The sequence below is a fragment of the Pseudomonas sp. p50(2008) genome (assembly GCF_015351605.1).
Lineage (GTDB): Bacteria > Pseudomonadota > Gammaproteobacteria > Pseudomonadales > Pseudomonadaceae > Aquipseudomonas.
The window spans coordinates 39,819-54,738 of record NZ_JACMYF010000001.1 but is presented as its reverse complement, the minus strand read 5'-3'; the positions used below and the strand labels follow the sequence as shown (position 1 = coordinate 54,738).

The following is a 14,920-nucleotide window of genomic DNA, read 5'->3' as shown; positions in this document are numbered from 1 at the left end:
AATGAAGCTGGAACAGTGGCGCAACGCCTGGCAGCAGTTGATTGGCCCGGGATCGCCGTACGAGGTAGTGACTTCGCCTGACGATAGCCTGCGGTATTTTCGCCATGCACCGCGTAACTTGCTCGATGCCATCGACGCAGGCCGCGTGCACGGTGAGCGTGAGTTTCTGGTGTGGGAGCAGCAACGGCTCACGTTCGCCGGTTTTTTCGATCAGGTCGACCGGCTGGCCGCACAACTGTCCCATCGTTTTGACGTGAAGCAGGGCGATCGCGTGGCCATTGCCCTGCGTAACCAGCCGGCCTGGCTGGTGGCTTTTGTGGCGGTGCAAAAATGCGGTGCGGTGTGTGTGCCCCTGAACAGTTGGGGCCTGCGCGACGAGCTGTTCCATGGCCTGCAGGACAGTGGCGCGCAAGTGTTGGTGTGCGACGAGCCGCGCCTGCAATTGCTGGCGGGCGACTTGCTCAACGAAGGGCTGGTGAGCATTGTGGTCGGCGTGCCCCAAGGGCAAACGCTGCCCGCCAGCTGCCAGCGTTTCGAGGCATTGATCGAGGCCCCAATGCTGACGTTGCCGGCCATTACCATCGAGCCCGAAGACCCGGCGCTGATCCTCTATACCTCGGGCACTACCAGTCGGGCCAAAGGTGTGCTGTCGACCCATCGCGCCATCTGTCAGGCGCTGACAGCCCTGGAGTTCCAGTCAGCGTTCTGTGCCATGAGTTCGCCCGAGCGGATCCAGGCAGTGATCGACAGCGGCTTGTCGCCGACCAACCTGATGGCGGTACCGCTGTTCCATGTCAGTGGTCTGCACGCGCAGTTTTTACTCGCGTTGCGCAGCGGGCGACGCTTGTTGCTGATGTACAAGTGGGACGTCGACAAAGCCTTCGACCTGATTCGCGATGAGCGCTGCACCCAGTTCAACGGTGCGCCGGTGATGATGCAGCAATTGCTTGGCTCGCCACGCTTTGACAGCGCCGACAGCGACAGCCTCTACGGTCTGGGCCTGGGCGGTGCGCTGGCGCCCAGCCGGCTGTTGGCGCAAATCAGCAAGCGCAAACCCAAGGCCATCGGCGGCAGTGGTTACGGCCTGACAGAGAGCAATGGCATCGGCGCGGCGGTGGGCGGGGACCAGTTCGTGTACAAGCCGGATTCAGTAGGCTGGCCGCTGCCAATCGTCGATGTGTGCATCGGGCCCGATCCATACTCGCCGTTGCCCGCCGGGCACAGTGGCTTGATCTGGCTGCGCTCGTCGACACTGATGAGCGCCTATTGGCGGTTGCCCGAAGCCAGTGCCCAGACCCTGCAGGATGGCTGGCTGGACACCGGTGACATCGGCCTGCTGGACGAGGAGGGTTTTCTCTACATCACCGACCGGGCCAAGGACCTGATCAACCGGGCCGGTGAAAAAATATCCGCCAGTGAAGTGGAGTCGTGCATCTGCGAAATGCCCGGGGTCATTGAGGCCGCCGCCTTTGCGATGGCCGATGAGGAACTGGGCGAGCGCCTGGTCCTGGTGCTGCGCAGCGAATGTCATCCACCACCCAGCCACGAGCAGGTGTGTGCCTTTATCGGCCAGCGCCTGGCTGCCTACAAGGTACCGGGCGAGGTGCACACGCAACACGAGCCACTGCCGCGCAATGCCTCTGGCAAATTGATCAAGGCGCAACTTAAGGAATTGTTGGTCAGTGCCTGACTGATTAGTCTTTCCGGACGATGTTCTCCCCAGCAGATCAGGAACAATGGAGTACCCCAGTAGTCCTGGTCTGCGAAGGAGCCAATCGATGAAAATAACAACAAGAGGCGTGATGTTCGTAGCGGCGGTGGCCGTCAATGTCGGTCTGCAAGGCAACGCACTTGCGCAAGTGTCGCCCGAAGAGGCGGCCAAGCTTGGCAAGGAACTGACCTGTGTCGGTGCCGAGAAAGCCGGAAACGCCGAAGGCACCATCCCCCCTTACACCGGCAAATACCTGGGCGAAGTTCCAGGCTGGAAGCATGTGAGATTTTCCGGTGATCAACCGGTCGACCCGTATGCCAGCGAAAAGCCGATCCTGGTGATCACCGCGCAGAACATGAGCCAGTACGAAAGCCATTTGACCGAAGGTCAGAAGGCACTGCTCAAGCGCTATCCGACGACGTACAAGATGAACGTCTACCCAGGTCACCGTGATTTCCGTTACCCGGATTATGTGTGCGACCGGGCGATGAAAAACGCTTTGAGCGCCAAACTGGTCGACGACGGCATGGGCATCGAAGGAATTGGCCAGATACCGTTCCCGATCCCGAAAAACGGTATGGAACTGCTGTGGAACCACCAGTTGCCTGCGCGTGCCTACACCGAGGAAAAGGTCAGCGACCTGGCGTCCGTACTGCCTAACGGCAGCATCGGTTGGGGCCGCGCTTATGCGCGCAACCTCTCGCAAGCCAACTCACCGACGGTCGAGCCAAAAACCGCTGGCGCGGTGCAGGCCATGAGCTGGAACACCACGCTGAAACCGGCACGGGACAACGGTGTCGTGAGTATTTCCCAGGAACCCTACAACTTCCTCACCAACCCGCGTCAGGCCTGGAGCTACAGCCCGTCCACCCGGCGTGTGCGGCAGTTGCCGGGCTACGGTTACGATCAACCGATGATCGGCACCAACGGCACCATGACCGTCGACGAAGACCGTCTCTACAACGGCTCGCCCGAGCGCTTCAACTGGACGCTGGTGGGCAAGCGTGAAATCTACGTGCCGGCCAACGCGTTCAAACCGAATGCCGGCGACATCAAATACGCCGACATCCTCACCCCCAACCACCCAAACCCCGATTACATGCGCTATGAGCTGCGTCGTGTCTGGGTGCTCGAGGCCAAGTTGAAAGAGGGGTACCGCCATGTCTATGGCAAGCGTGTGCTGTTCATCGATGAAGACACCTGGAACTCGGTGGTTTCGGACAACTATGACAGCCGTGGCGCGTTGTGGAAGCACGCGATGATCAACTACTACTACCACCCGGACATGAGTGCCTGGCAGGCCGGTTCGCAGTTTTTCATGGACCTGAACTCAGGGCAGTACACCGGCTACGCCATGACCAACGAATCGAAGAAGGGACCGATTCTCAACGAAGCAAAATTCACCCCGGACATGTACACCGCCGATGCGGCACGTGCGATGGGACGCTGATTGCACTGATCGTTTGAGCCAAAAAAAACCCAGGTGAAAACCTGGGTTTTTTTTCATCTATACACACCATCCCTGGATACGAATTGAATGACACCACCCATTCCTTGTGGGAGCGACCCTGCTCCCACATTGTGAACTTTGCCGAGCCCAAAACATGTGTGCATCGCCGATCCCCTGTAGGAGCGAGCCTGCTCGCGATGGCGGTGGATCAGGCAATGATGATGTCGACTGACCAGACGCCATCGCGAGCAGGCTCACTCCTACATCGGGATTTCTGCCGAGCCCAAAACATGTGTGCATCGCCGATCCCCTGTAGGAGCGAGCCTGCTCGCGATGACGGTGGATCAAGCAATGATGATGTCGACTGACCAGACGCCATCGCGAGCAGGCTCACTCCTACATCGGGATTTTTGCCGAGCACAAAACATGTGTGCATCGCCGATCCCCTGTAGGAGCGAGCCTGCTCGCGATGGCGGTGGAACAGGCAATTAAGATGTCGCCTGACCAGACGCCATCGCGAACAGGCTCGCTCCTACATTGGGATTTCTGCCGAGCACAAAATAAGTGTGCATCGCCGATCCCCTGTAGGAGCGAGCCTGCTCGCGATAGCGGTGGATCAAGCAATGATGATGTCGACTGACCAGACGCCATCGCGAGCAGGCTCGCTCCTACATTGGGATTTCTGCCGAGCACAAAATATGTGTGCATCGCCGATCCCCTGTAGGAGCGAGCCTGCTCGCGATAGCGGTGGATCAGGCAATGATGATGTCGACTGACCAGACGCCATCGCGAGCAGGCTCACTCCCACAGTTGTTTTGTGTCGACTGCAATTTTCGAGAACGCCACGAACCCTGTTAGGCGCGTGAGCGTCCTCACGATCAGCAGCTTCAGGCCTCTCGTCCCGCGCGATGGCCGGCGGCGATGGCGCCTTCGATGTAGCCCAGGCTTTGGCAGTCACCAATGCTGACGACCTTGAGCCCGGCACTGCTCAGCGCATCGCCCAGGGTGGTATCTGGCGTTGCTCCGCTGGCCAGTACCACCGAGTCACCCGGTACTTCGGCGGCTTCGCCGTCGGCGGTTCGATAGCGCACGCGATTGCCCTCGATGGCGGTGACGGTTACGCCGGTCAACAGCTGACCGCCATGCACGCGGATGCCGTGCAGCACGCGCCAGCGACGCACGATCGCCAGTTCCCGGCCCAGGTGATCGGTGCTTTCAAGCACACACACCTGACGCCCGCGGGCGATCAGGAATTCCGCCAGTTCCAGCCCGACCAATCCACCTCCGACAATGGTCACGCGCTTGCCCAGCGGCATCCAGACGCGTGACAACTTCTGCATCGCCTCGGTACTGTCGGTGACGCCGATCAGGTTGCCGGCCTTCATCAAGGTGCGTTGCGTCAGCGACAGCTTGCGTTTGGCGATCTCCTCGGCGCGGTCACCGGTCATCAGGCGGCGCAGTTCATCACCGCTCCACACATGATTCTGATCGGCGCCGGGAATATCCGGAGCCGCGCGCTGGGCGCCGGTGGCCACAATCACCTGATCGACGCCCCGGTCGCGCAGCAAGGCCGCGTCCACGCTGGTTTCCAGCTGCACATCAATGGGCAACTGCCGGACCTGGTACAGCAGATTGTCCAGCAGGCGTCCATTCTCGGGGTAAGCCAGGGCGGCAAAAAACAGCGTGCCACCCAAACGGTCACTGCGCTCGAACAGCGTCACCCGGTGCCCGCGCAAAGCCGCCACACGTGCCGCTTCAAGGCCCGCCGGGCCGCCACCTATGACCGCTATATGTTGCGCAGTGCTCACCGGGCCGATGATGCGCTCGGCTTCATGCCCGGTTTGCGGATTGACCGCGCATTTGACCCGCTCATTGATAAAGATCTGGCTGACGCACACATAGCAATAAATGCACGGACGAACAGCCTGCACCTGACCGGATAGCAGCTTATTCGGCAACTGCGGATCGGCCAGCAATTTGCGGCCCATGGCGATGAAATCACAGTGTTGCGCGGCAATCGCCGACTCGCCGACCTCCGGTTCGATACGCCCGACGGCAATCACCGGGATGCTCACGCACTGCTTGATTGCAGCGGTCCATTCGAGAAAAGCGCCGGGCTTTTGTACCAGCGGTGCCTCGGTAAACGCCACGCCACTGGTGGTCGCGGCATAGGCCGAGACACTGACCGCATCGGCGCCAGCGATTTGCGCCAGTCGCGCGACTGCCTTGGCATCTTCGAGGGTGATGCCACCGGGGGTGAGCATCTCTTCGGCATCCAGACGCAGCCACACGCCAAAGCCTGCACCCACTCGCGCACGCACGGCGGCCAGCACTTCAACCAACAGGCGCGCACGGTTTTCCAGCGAGCCGCCATAGGCATCCTCGCGGCGGTTGTAATACGACGACAGAAACCCGGCGATGATGTAGTTGTGCGCGGCATGAATCTCCACGCCATCGAAGCCGGCGCGTTGCGCCCGTTCGGCGGCAGCAGCGAACCACTCGACCATCTGTGCGATGTCGTGCTGCTCCATCACCTGCATCTGTATTCCGCCCTTGCGCCCACGCACCGCGCTGACAAAAGAGGCCAGCTCTTCGGGGGTCAAGGCTTGCATCATGTCCGAGCTGCTGGCCGGGGGAATCGACGGCACCCACAGCGGCCGGCCCGCGGCCATGTCGCGTATGGCGTTCTTGCCGGCGTGCTGCAGTTGCATGGCGATTTTCGCGCCGTGCTTGTGCACCCGCTCGGCCAGGCGGCTGAGGCCAGGAATGAACTCATCGGAAGAGACTCCGACCTGGTACGGTTCGGCAGTACCGGCGGGAAAAGCGATGGCGCACACGCCCATGATCAACAGCCCGGCGCCGCCCTCGGCACGCGCTTCGTAGTAGGCCTGGATACGTTCGCCACAGTGACCATCGGCTTCGGCAAAGTTGGAGCCCATGGGCGCCATGATGATGCGGTTACGCAGTTGGATAGGACCAATGCGGCCAGGGGCGAGCAAGTGGGAAAATTTTGTCATTGTTATGTTTGCCCTTAGTGGAGGCCTGTTCGTGCAACAGCGGCGCGGCTGCCGCTGTCGCAGGGCGCTTAGGCCTGGAGCAGGAACTCGAGGCAGGAACGGTTGAACAGCTCGCGGTGTTCCACCTGCACCCAGTGTCCGCATCGATTGAGCACAATAAAGCGGGCGTCCGGTGCGTTGTCGAGCACTTTCATGACGCCGCCGACCGGGTTGAAGTTGTCGTTGGTGCCCCAGAAACCGAGAATCGGCACGCGCAACTCTTCGAGGCGTTCGGTCATGTTCGGCACCATCATGGTCGAGAACAGACAGTGCGGCTGGTGACGGGCGACGGCAACGCGCTCGGCCAGCAGGCTGTCGGGCAGCTGCGAGGCATCGAACAGTTGCAGGCTCATGATCTGGCGCATCTTGTCGATGTCGAGCGGGCCGGCATTGAACAATTCGACCATGCGCTGAATACCGATCTTGGCGAAGTAGGTGGCACGCTCTTCGACACCACCGGGGGCCATCAGGATCAGTTTTTCGATGAGTTGCGGTTCCGCCAGGCCCAGCCCGATCGCGATGGCGCCGCCCAGTGAGTTACCCAGCAAGGTGCATCGCTGCACGTCGAGGGCCTTGAGCAGCCCGGAGACGGCACTGACGAAGAAATCCAGGTCGTAATTGATGTTGTCGGGTTTGTCCGAACGGCCGAAGCCGGGCAGGTCGATCACCAGGTTGCGAAAGCCGGCGGCAATAAAGTCGGGGTAATTGCCCTTGAAGTTGCTGTAGCCACTGGCGCCTGGTCCACTGCCGTGCAACCACACCACGACAGGGCCGCTGCCTTCATCGAGGTAGTGCAGGCGCAGGCCACTGCCGAGGGTGACGAAATGGCCAATGGGCAACGGTAGGTCTTGTTCTGACATCTTCGAATCTCCATTCATCAGGCGGTTACTGCAGTTTCAGGGGCGGCAATCGGAGGTGCCGATCGCAAAATTTGAGCGCGGTAGCGGGGCAGGGCCATGCCCAGGAATACAGTCGAGAGCACCAGCATCGAGATCGAACTGGCCAGGGCATAGCGCAAGGCTTCGGCGCCCAGCACCGGTGCAAACAAATCGCTGAGGACACCGATCAACAGCGGGCCCACGCCAACGCCCAACAGGGTCATGGCCATGACGAATATCGAGGTGGCTTGCGCCAGGCGAGCAGCCGGAAACAGGTGAGTCACTGCGCCCAGGCATGGCGTTGCCCACCAGGTGCCGAAGAAGGCAAAGCCTGCATAGAACAGAAACGCGGTCGGCACCGGGGTGCTGCCCAAGTGGAACAGAATGCCGGTTGGCCAGAGGAAATACGCCAGCCCGAACGGGATGCTGACCAGGGTGGCGAGCAGCGGTACGCCAATCTGCCAGCCAGCGTCCCGGCGAGCCATGCGATCAGAAATGATCCCGCAGGCCAGGGTGCCGAACGTGGCGCCCGTGCCGCCCACGACGCCGACCAGAAAACCGGCGTCCTGCAGGCTCAAACCATGGGAGCGAATCAGGAAACTGGGGCTCCAGGTGCCGATCGCATAACCGGCAATGGCGCTGGAGGCACCGGTCAGCACCAGCCATAGAAATGAAGGAGTTTCCATCAGCTTGGCCATGGTTTTGGCCCAGCCGTCCTGGATCACTTCAACCTTGATTTGCGGCTGGCTCGGCACTTTGGGGGCGCGCACCGTGAAGCTCAGCAACAGGCCGAGCAAGATCCCCGGTACGCCGATGATCAGGAACGCCGAACGCCAGCCGTACTGCTGGGCGATCCAGCCGCCCAGGCCGAGGCCGAAAATGGCGCCAAAACTTGATCCCAGCATAAGGATGGACAGGGCGGTCGAGCGGTTTTTCGCCGGGTACAGCTGCGAAATCATCGCCACCGAAGGAGCCGTGCCGCCGGCTTCACCGATCGCTACACCGATACGCGCCAGCACCAGCAGCCAAAAGCTGGTGGCCAAGCCGCAGGCCATGGTCATGAAGCTCCAGACGATGCAGCAGACGGCGATGACTGGCTTGGGCCCGATACGGTCGGAGAGCCGCCCCAGGGGAAACCCGAACAGGGTGTAGAAGACCGCGAAGGTCACCCCCGACAGCAGACCGATGCCGGTGTCAGAGATGCCGAACTCTGCCTTGACCGGCTCGATCAGGATCGCCATCAACAGCCGATCGATGTAGTTGAAGATGTAAATCACGGCCAGCACGAACAATGCGTAATGGGTATGCCAGGTGACGCGGATGGAAGAGTTCACGACGGGTGCTCCCGGTTTTGTTCTAGTGAGCAGGATTCTGGCCCGGTTCAAGGGTCAGGCACATCGTCCGTTCAGACCACTCGCTGGCGGCGCGTTGAGCAACCGCAGCGGCGTAGTCTTATCGGACGATGTTGCGCTTTTGTACAGGGTTAATGATTCGTCCCGTGCTCGATCACCCGGCCAGACAGTACCGGTGATCGAGGTAGCCCAAGGCGTGCGGGAGAACAACGATGAAGTTAGCGAACAAAGTGGCCCTGATCACGGGTGCCGGGCAAGGCATGGGCCGGGCGATTGCCCAGTGCTTTGCCCAGGCCGGCGCACGAGTGGTGGCGGCCGACATCAACCTGCAGGCAGCACAGCAGACGATCGAAGGCCTCGGTGAACAGGCGCTGGCCCTGGCTTGCAACGTCGCCGACAGCGCCTCGGTGGCCGCGGCCATGGAAATGATCGAGGCGCGTTTTGGCGGTCTCGACATCCTGGTCAATAACGCGGGCGTCGGCTCGGTTGATGCCTTTGTCGACACCCCGGACGAGCATTGGCAGCGGGTCATTGGCGTCAACCTCACGGGCACCTTTCTGTGCAGCCGTGAAGGTGTGCGACTGATGCAAAAACACGGCAGCCGCGGCGCTGTCATCAATATCTCCAGCACCGCAGCCATGACCGGCGAAGGCCCAAGTCATTACTGCGCTGCCAAGGCCGGGGTGATGGGGCTGACCCGCAGCATGGCTCGCGAGTTGGCGGCCAGCGGCATCCGCGTCAACACCCTGGTACCGGGGCCGACCAACACGCCAATGATGGCCGGCATCCCCGATGACTGGATGCAAAGCATGCTCAAGGCCATCCCGCTGGGCCGTATGGGCGAAGCAGACGAGATCGCTCGCGTCGCGGTGTTTCTGGCCAGCGAAGACGCCAGCTTCATCACCGGTCAGAACCTTGCCGTCAACGGCGGCATGGCCTTCATATGAACCGGGAGCAGCGAATGAGCAAGCGAGTGCAAGGCAAGATCGCTTTTATCACCGGTGCCAGTTCCGGCATCGGAGCAGCCACGGCCTGGCGCTTTGCCGAAGAGGGCGCGACCGTGGTCCTCTGCGGGCGCACTGAGGCGCCTTTGGAAGCAATGGCGAGCGCTATCCGCGACGCCGGCGGCCAGGCGCACTGGTGTGTTGCCGATGTCAGCGACGAACACGCGTATGTCGGCGCGATTGAAGCGGCAGCCCGCCACCACGGACGTCTGGACATCCTCGTCAACAACGCCATGGCCTACACCTGGGGCGCCATCGACACCACCAGCACCGCCGACTGGCACGCCAACTTCAGTACCACCGTGGACGGCACGTTCTGGGGTACCCGCACGGCCATGGCGCTGATGAAAGCCCAGGGTGGCGGTGCCATCGTCAACATCAGTTCCATCTGCGGATTGTTCGGTACGCCCTGGATGGCCGGCTATTCGGCGGCCAAGGCGGCGGTGATCAACTTCAGTCGCGCCGCCGCCAGTGAAGGGGCCGCGAACAAGATTCGCTGCAATGTGGTGGTCCCCGGCGTCATCGAAACCCCGGCCACGGCGGGCATGCTGTCGGACGAAAAGGCGCGCGGCAATACCGAAAAGTTGATCCCGCTGCGGCGCATCGGCCAGGCGCGGGAAGTGGCCAGCGCGATTTTGTTCCTGGCCAGTGACGAGGCGTCCTACATCACCGGCGCGTGTGTGCCGGTGGATGGCGGGCGCAGTTCGGAACTTTATACGGTGCTGGAGTGATGAGCATGGAGCCGAACGCTTTACTGGCCCGTATCGACCGGCTTGAATCGATTGAAGAAATACGTCAGCTGGCGGCGAAATATTCGCTGTCCCTGGACATGCGCGACCTCGATGCCCACGTCAACCTGTTCGCCGAAGACATTCGCGTGGGTCGCGAAAAGACCGGCCGCGCGCACCTCAAGGCGTGGGTCGACGCCACGTTGCGCGATCAGTTCAGCGGCACGTCGCATCACCTGGGCCAACACATCATTGAGCTGCTCGACGCCGATAACGCCGTGGGTGTGGTGTATTCCAAGAACGAGCATGAGACGGGCCCGGAGTGGGTCACCATGCAGATGCTCTATTGGGATGACTACCAGCGCATCGATGGCCGCTGGTATTTCCGCCGCCGTCTGCCTTGCTACTGGTACGCCAGCGACCTCAACAAGCCGCCCATCGGCGAGCGAAAAATCCGGTGGCCGGGACGCGAACCCTACGCCGGCAGCTTCCATGACCTGTTCCCGTCCTGGGCCGAATTCTGGGCCAAACGCCCGGACAAGGATCAGTTGCCCGACGTCGCCCCTGCCGCGCCCCTGGAACACTTTCTAGCCACCCTGCGACGCGGTGCTGCGGCACCGAAGATCCGTGTGCGCTGAGGATATGCAATGAGCATTTTGTTTGAACCCTTGCGTCTGGGCGAGCTGGAGCTGGGCAACCGTATTGTCATGGCGCCGATGACCCGCAGCCGCGCCAGCGCGCAAGCCGTGCCGACGGCAGAAATGGTCGACTACTACCGCCAGCGCGCCAGTGCCGGGCTGATCATTGCCGAAGGCACGGCGCCGTCGGCTGATGGCCTGGGCTATTGCCGCACGCCGGCCATTTATGACAGCGAGCAGATCGAGGGATGGCGCCAGGTCACCCGTGCGGTCAACAACGCCGGTGGGCAGATGGTGCTGCAGTTGATGCACGTGGGCCGTGCCGCCAGTTGGCAAAACAAACCCACCGGCGCCCGAACCGTCGCGCCGTCGGCACTGCGCGCGCGGGTGCAGTTGTACAGCGATGGAGCGTTCTGTGACGGCGCCGGGCTGGTCGACACCGATGAACCGCAAGCGTTAAGCCTGGAAGGCATTGCCGAGGTCATCGAGCACTACCGGCGCGCTGCCTTGAATGCCCGCGAAGCCGGCTTCGAAGGAGTCGAGCTGCATTGCACCAGCGGCTACCTGCCCATGCAGTTCATGGCGTCCGGCAGCAACCGACGCAACGATGGCTATGGCGGCACGGTGGAGAACCGGGTGCGCTTTGCCGCCGAGGTGCTGGCGGCGATGGCCACGGCCATCGGGCCTGGACGCGTGGGACTGCGACTGTGCCCAGGCAACCCGTACAACGACATCAGCGACGCTGACCCGGCCGGTACCGCGCAAGCCCTGTGCCGGCAGATCGAGCCGCTCGGCCTGGCGTATCTGCACATCATGCGCTCGCCGCTGGCGGAGCTGGATGCCTTTGCCCTGGCCCGCAGTCACAGCCGCAGCGCACTGATTCTCAACGACGGATTCGACGGCCCTTCAGCCATCGCTGCACTGGAAAGCGGGCAGGGCGCGGCGGTGTCGTTTGCCCGGCATTTCATCGGCAACCCAGACCTGGTCGAGCGTCTGCGCGCGGGCCTGCCATTGGCCGGTTTCGACCGCAAAACACTTTATACCAAGGGATCGCGTGGCTATTCGGACTATCCGAATCGAACCCAGGCGACTGCATGAACAATCGGTTTTATCGGAGGTAGGGATGAACAATTTCAATAACGCCAGCCTGCTGTCCAGTGACGATCGCGGGGTCGTGCCGCGCGAGCAGACTCAGGCCATCCTTGATCGCCGGGCCGAAGCCAGCGCGCGGATCAAACCGGCGGACCGCTATACCCTGGCCGATCGCCTTGAAGAACAGGCCCGGCGCCACGGCGAGCGGCCTTTCATTATCTATGGCGAGCAGCGGCTGAGTTTTGCCGACATCAACGCCCAGGCCGACCGACTCGCCCACGTCTTTCATGCGCGCGGTTTGCGTCCAGGCGATGTCTGCGCGCTGGCCATGGAAAACCGCCCGGCGTTTTTCTGTTGCTGGTTCGGCCTGGTCAAACTGGGTGTGGTGGTGGGGTTTGTCAACACCCAGGTCAGCGGACAGCCGTTGGTGCATGCCCTGGAGGCGATTACCGCCAAGGCCGTGATCGTTGGTGAAGAAGTGCTGGGCAATTTTCTCTCCACTGAAGGCTTGCCGCCGTTGCCGTTGTGGCTGGTGGAGGATCCCGAGCAACCGTATACGAGCGCCACGCCTGCGCAGGTTGATACACGCTTGGGTGAAGCGCTGGCGGTGGCACCGGCCACGCCATTTCCACGAGACCTGCGCGCCGACCTCAGCGCCGAGACCCCGAGCCTGCTGATTTTTACCTCGGGCACCACGGGCCTGCCCAAAGCGGCGCGTTACAGCCACATGCGCTGGATGTCGACCGGCGACATCATGGAAATCACCCTGCAGACCACGCCGCAAGACGTGTTCTATTGCTGCCTGCCGCTGTACCACGGTGCCGCCGCCACGTCCGTGACCTCCACGGCGCTGAAAACCGGCGCGGCAATTGTGGTGCGACGTAAATTCAGTGTCCGCGAGTTCTGGAGCGACGTGCGCAAGCACCACATCAGCGTGTTCCAGTACATCGGGGAAATCTGTCGCTACCTGCTCAACCAGCCTGAAGTTCCCGGCGAGCGTGAGCACGGTCTGCGCTGCATGCTCGGCGCCGGCTTATCCCGTGAAACCTGGCAGAACTGGGTTCATCGCTTCGGGCCGATCCAGGTGTTCGAGGGCTGGGGCTCGACCGAGTCCAATACCAATGTGGTCAACGTCGACAACTACATCGGCGCCTGTGGGCGTATTCCGTTCTGGGAAAAGAGCAACCTGCGGCTGGTGCGCTACGACGTTGAAACCGACACCCATCCACGGGACGAAAACGGCTTCTACCAGTTGTGCGAGGAGGGAGAAGTCGGCGAAGCCCTGGGCTTCATCATCAGCCATCCCGAGATCGGCGGCGGACGCTTCGAGGGCTACACCTCGGCGGCGGCCACCGACAGCAAAATTCGCCGCAATGTGTTCGTCCAAGGGGATGCCTGGTGGAGCTCGGGTGACCTGCTGCGTTTCGACGAGGACGGCTACCTATATTTCATCGACCGCATCGGCGACACCTTCCGCTGGAAGAGCGAAAACGTCTCCACGCTGGAAGTGGTGGCGGCGCTGGGAGACTTCGCCGGGCTTGAACTGATCAACATCTATGGTGTGCAGGTGCCTGGGCAGGAGGGGCGCGCCGGTATGGCGGCGGTCTTGATGCAGCCGGGCCACACCTTCGATCCCGAAGCGTTTTACGCGCTGACGCAGGCGCGTTTGCCACGCTATGCCGCGCCGGTTTTTGTGCGCGTATCAGCGGCTGCCGATCTGACCAGCACTTTCAAGTTGCGCAAGGTGGACCTGCAGCGCCAGGGCTATTCGCCGACGGCATTCAGCGATCCCATGTTCGTCCGCGACGAAAGCAGTGGCAGCTACGTGCCGTACAGCCCGGAAGTTCTCGAGCGGGTTGGCCTGGCCGCCTTCGCGGGTGACGCCAGTGAGTAACCTCGACGCCCACGGGCACGAATGGCGCGCGGGCCTGCGCTTTCCCTGGCCCCAGCCGCCGGACAACGGCGCGGTTCAGCAGGTCGCCGAGGGACTGCTGTGGCTGCGCATGCCGCTGCCGTTCGGGCTCGACCATATCAACCTGTACCTGTTGCGCCATGGCGATGGCTGGGTGGCAGTCGATACCGGGCTGAACAATGACCGGACCCGCGAAGTCTGGGAAGCGCTGTTCGACACCGCGCTGGGTGGCTTGCCGCTGGTCGCGGTGATTTGCACGCACTTTCACTCGGATCACGTCGGGGTGCTCGGCTGGTTAAGCGAACGCTTCCAGTGCCCGGTGTTCATGAGTGCCAGCGAATACCAGGCCATGCATCAGTTGGGCAACCAGAGCGATGACGGCAGCCGTTGGGCTTTTCACGAACATTACCGGCGTGCCGGTTTCACCACCGAGCAGACCGAGGCGTTGTTTCCGCTGTTGGGTTCAGCCCATTTTCGCCCGCAGGTGCCGACCAGCTTTCGGCGCCTTAGCGAAGGCAGTCAGTTGACCATTGGCGGGCGTCGTTGGGAGGTGCGCATTGGTCGCGGCCATTCACCGGAACACGCCTGCCTGTACTGCGCCGAAGACAACCTGCTGATCTCCGGCGATCAGGTGCTGCCGCGCATCACGTCCAGTGTCTGCGTCCAGGTGACCGAGCCTGATGCCGATCCGTTGCGCGACTGGCTGGAGTCGGTCGAAAGCCTGCGCTCTGTGCCCGATAGCGTGCTAGTGCTGCCGGCGCATGAGCGTCCGTTTTTCAATCTGCATCTGCGCCTCGATCAACTCCGCGACCATCACCAGGTGCACTTGCAGCGAGTGCTCGACGCCTGCGCGGAACCGCGTACGGCCATGCAGTTGATGGCGGTGCTGTTTCCGACGGTGAAAGGACGCTTCGACGAGTTGATGGCGATTGGCGAAACCCTGGCTCACGTCAATTACCTCATCGCGCAAGGCCAGTTGGTGCGTGAAGAAACAGCGGGCGTGTTCCGTTACGGACGCACGCCTGAAGGGGTCATCGCTCGGTCTGTGCTAGGGCAGCTCTGAGCGGGCCACAGGGTAGTAACGAAAAAGTGAAGCAGT

General features: G+C 62.0%; 11 protein-coding genes. 8 read left to right on the top strand and 3 right to left on the bottom strand.

The window, feature by feature from the left end; all coding sequences use genetic code 11:
* Nucleotide 1: 1 nt before the first annotated feature.
* The gene (locus H7698_RS00235) at nt 2-1,690 is read left to right on the top strand and encodes a class I adenylate-forming enzyme family protein (protein WP_194690298.1); all 1,689 of its coding nucleotides are present in this window, start codon (nt 2-4) and stop codon (nt 1,688-1,690) included.
* 88 nt (nt 1,691-1,778) lie between these two features.
* On the top strand, nt 1,779-3,161 hold the full coding sequence (locus H7698_RS00230; RefSeq protein ID WP_235992664.1) for a DUF1329 domain-containing protein: 1,383 nt from the start codon (nt 1,779-1,781) through the stop codon (nt 3,159-3,161).
* 887 nt (nt 3,162-4,048) lie between these two features.
* On the opposite strand, the gene H7698_RS00225 is transcribed toward H7698_RS00230, so the two are convergent.
* The 3 genes from H7698_RS00225 to H7698_RS00215 all read right to left on the bottom strand — a co-directional run bounded on the left by H7698_RS00225 (nt 4,049) and on the right by H7698_RS00215 (nt 8,429).
* Nucleotides 4,049-6,178 (bottom strand): oxidoreductase, encoded by a 2,130-nt coding sequence (locus H7698_RS00225; protein ID WP_194690297.1) that lies wholly within the window; start codon nt 6,176-6,178, stop codon nt 4,049-4,051.
* 68 nt (nt 6,179-6,246) lie between these two features.
* Nucleotides 6,247-7,077 carry an alpha/beta fold hydrolase gene (locus H7698_RS00220; RefSeq protein WP_194690296.1) on the bottom strand — a complete coding sequence of 277 codons (831 nt, stop codon included), beginning with the start codon at nt 7,075-7,077 and terminating at the stop codon, nt 6,247-6,249.
* A gap of 17 nt (nt 7,078-7,094) precedes the next feature.
* Nucleotides 7,095-8,429: a spinster family MFS transporter gene (locus H7698_RS00215; protein ID WP_194690295.1), complete on the bottom strand. Its 1,335-nt coding sequence runs from the start codon at nt 8,427-8,429 to the stop codon at nt 7,095-7,097.
* A 230-nt stretch (nt 8,430-8,659) separates the two neighbouring features.
* Here H7698_RS00215 and H7698_RS00210 point away from each other — a divergent pair, with 230 nt between their 5' ends.
* From H7698_RS00210 to H7698_RS00185, 6 genes are read left to right on the top strand one after another with little or no spacing between them, the layout of a single operon-like run.
* Nucleotides 8,660-9,394 (top strand): SDR family NAD(P)-dependent oxidoreductase, encoded by a 735-nt coding sequence (locus H7698_RS00210; RefSeq protein ID WP_194690294.1) that lies wholly within the window; start codon nt 8,660-8,662, stop codon nt 9,392-9,394.
* A 14-nt stretch (nt 9,395-9,408) separates the two neighbouring features.
* Nucleotides 9,409-10,182, top strand: a complete 774-nt coding sequence (locus H7698_RS00205; protein WP_194690293.1) for an SDR family NAD(P)-dependent oxidoreductase — start codon at nt 9,409-9,411, stop codon at nt 10,180-10,182.
* Nucleotides 10,183-10,187: 5 nt separating this feature from the next.
* Nucleotides 10,188-10,817, top strand: coding sequence for a nuclear transport factor 2 family protein (locus tag H7698_RS00200; RefSeq protein WP_194690292.1), 630 nt, complete (start codon nt 10,188-10,190; stop codon nt 10,815-10,817).
* Between the two features lie 9 nt (nt 10,818-10,826).
* Entirely contained in the window at nt 10,827-11,915 is a 1,089-nt protein-coding gene (locus tag H7698_RS00195) for an alkene reductase (protein WP_194690291.1), read from the top strand.
* A 25-nt stretch (nt 11,916-11,940) separates the two neighbouring features.
* The gene (locus H7698_RS00190) at nt 11,941-13,803 is read left to right on the top strand and encodes a long-chain-acyl-CoA synthetase (protein WP_194690290.1); all 1,863 of its coding nucleotides are present in this window, start codon (nt 11,941-11,943) and stop codon (nt 13,801-13,803) included.
* Nucleotides 13,796-14,884: an MBL fold metallo-hydrolase gene (locus H7698_RS00185; protein WP_194690289.1), complete on the top strand. Its 1,089-nt coding sequence runs from the start codon at nt 13,796-13,798 to the stop codon at nt 14,882-14,884. The genes H7698_RS00190 and H7698_RS00185 overlap by 8 nt, the downstream gene beginning before the upstream one ends.
* The last annotated feature ends 36 nt before the right edge of the window (nt 14,885-14,920 follow it).

Coding starts and splice junctions, on each gene's coding strand:
- H7698_RS00190 (WP_194690290.1), top strand. CDS start 11,941: ATGAACAATTTCAATAACGCCAGCCTGCTGTCCAGTGACGATCGCGGG.
- H7698_RS00195 (WP_194690291.1), top strand. CDS start 10,827: ATGAGCATTTTGTTTGAACCCTTGCGTCTGGGCGAGCTGGAGCTGGGC.
- H7698_RS00225 (WP_194690297.1), bottom strand. CDS start 6,178: ATGACAAAATTTTCCCACTTGCTCGCCCCTGGCCGCATTGGTCCTATC.
- H7698_RS00235 (WP_194690298.1), top strand. CDS start 2: ATGAAGCTGGAACAGTGGCGCAACGCCTGGCAGCAGTTGATTGGCCCG.
- H7698_RS00210 (WP_194690294.1), top strand. CDS start 8,660: ATGAAGTTAGCGAACAAAGTGGCCCTGATCACGGGTGCCGGGCAAGGC.
- H7698_RS00230 (WP_235992664.1), top strand. CDS start 1,779: ATGAAAATAACAACAAGAGGCGTGATGTTCGTAGCGGCGGTGGCCGTC.
- H7698_RS00220 (WP_194690296.1), bottom strand. CDS start 7,077: ATGTCAGAACAAGACCTACCGTTGCCCATTGGCCATTTCGTCACCCTC.
- H7698_RS00200 (WP_194690292.1), top strand. CDS start 10,188: ATGGAGCCGAACGCTTTACTGGCCCGTATCGACCGGCTTGAATCGATT.
- H7698_RS00205 (WP_194690293.1), top strand. CDS start 9,409: ATGAGCAAGCGAGTGCAAGGCAAGATCGCTTTTATCACCGGTGCCAGT.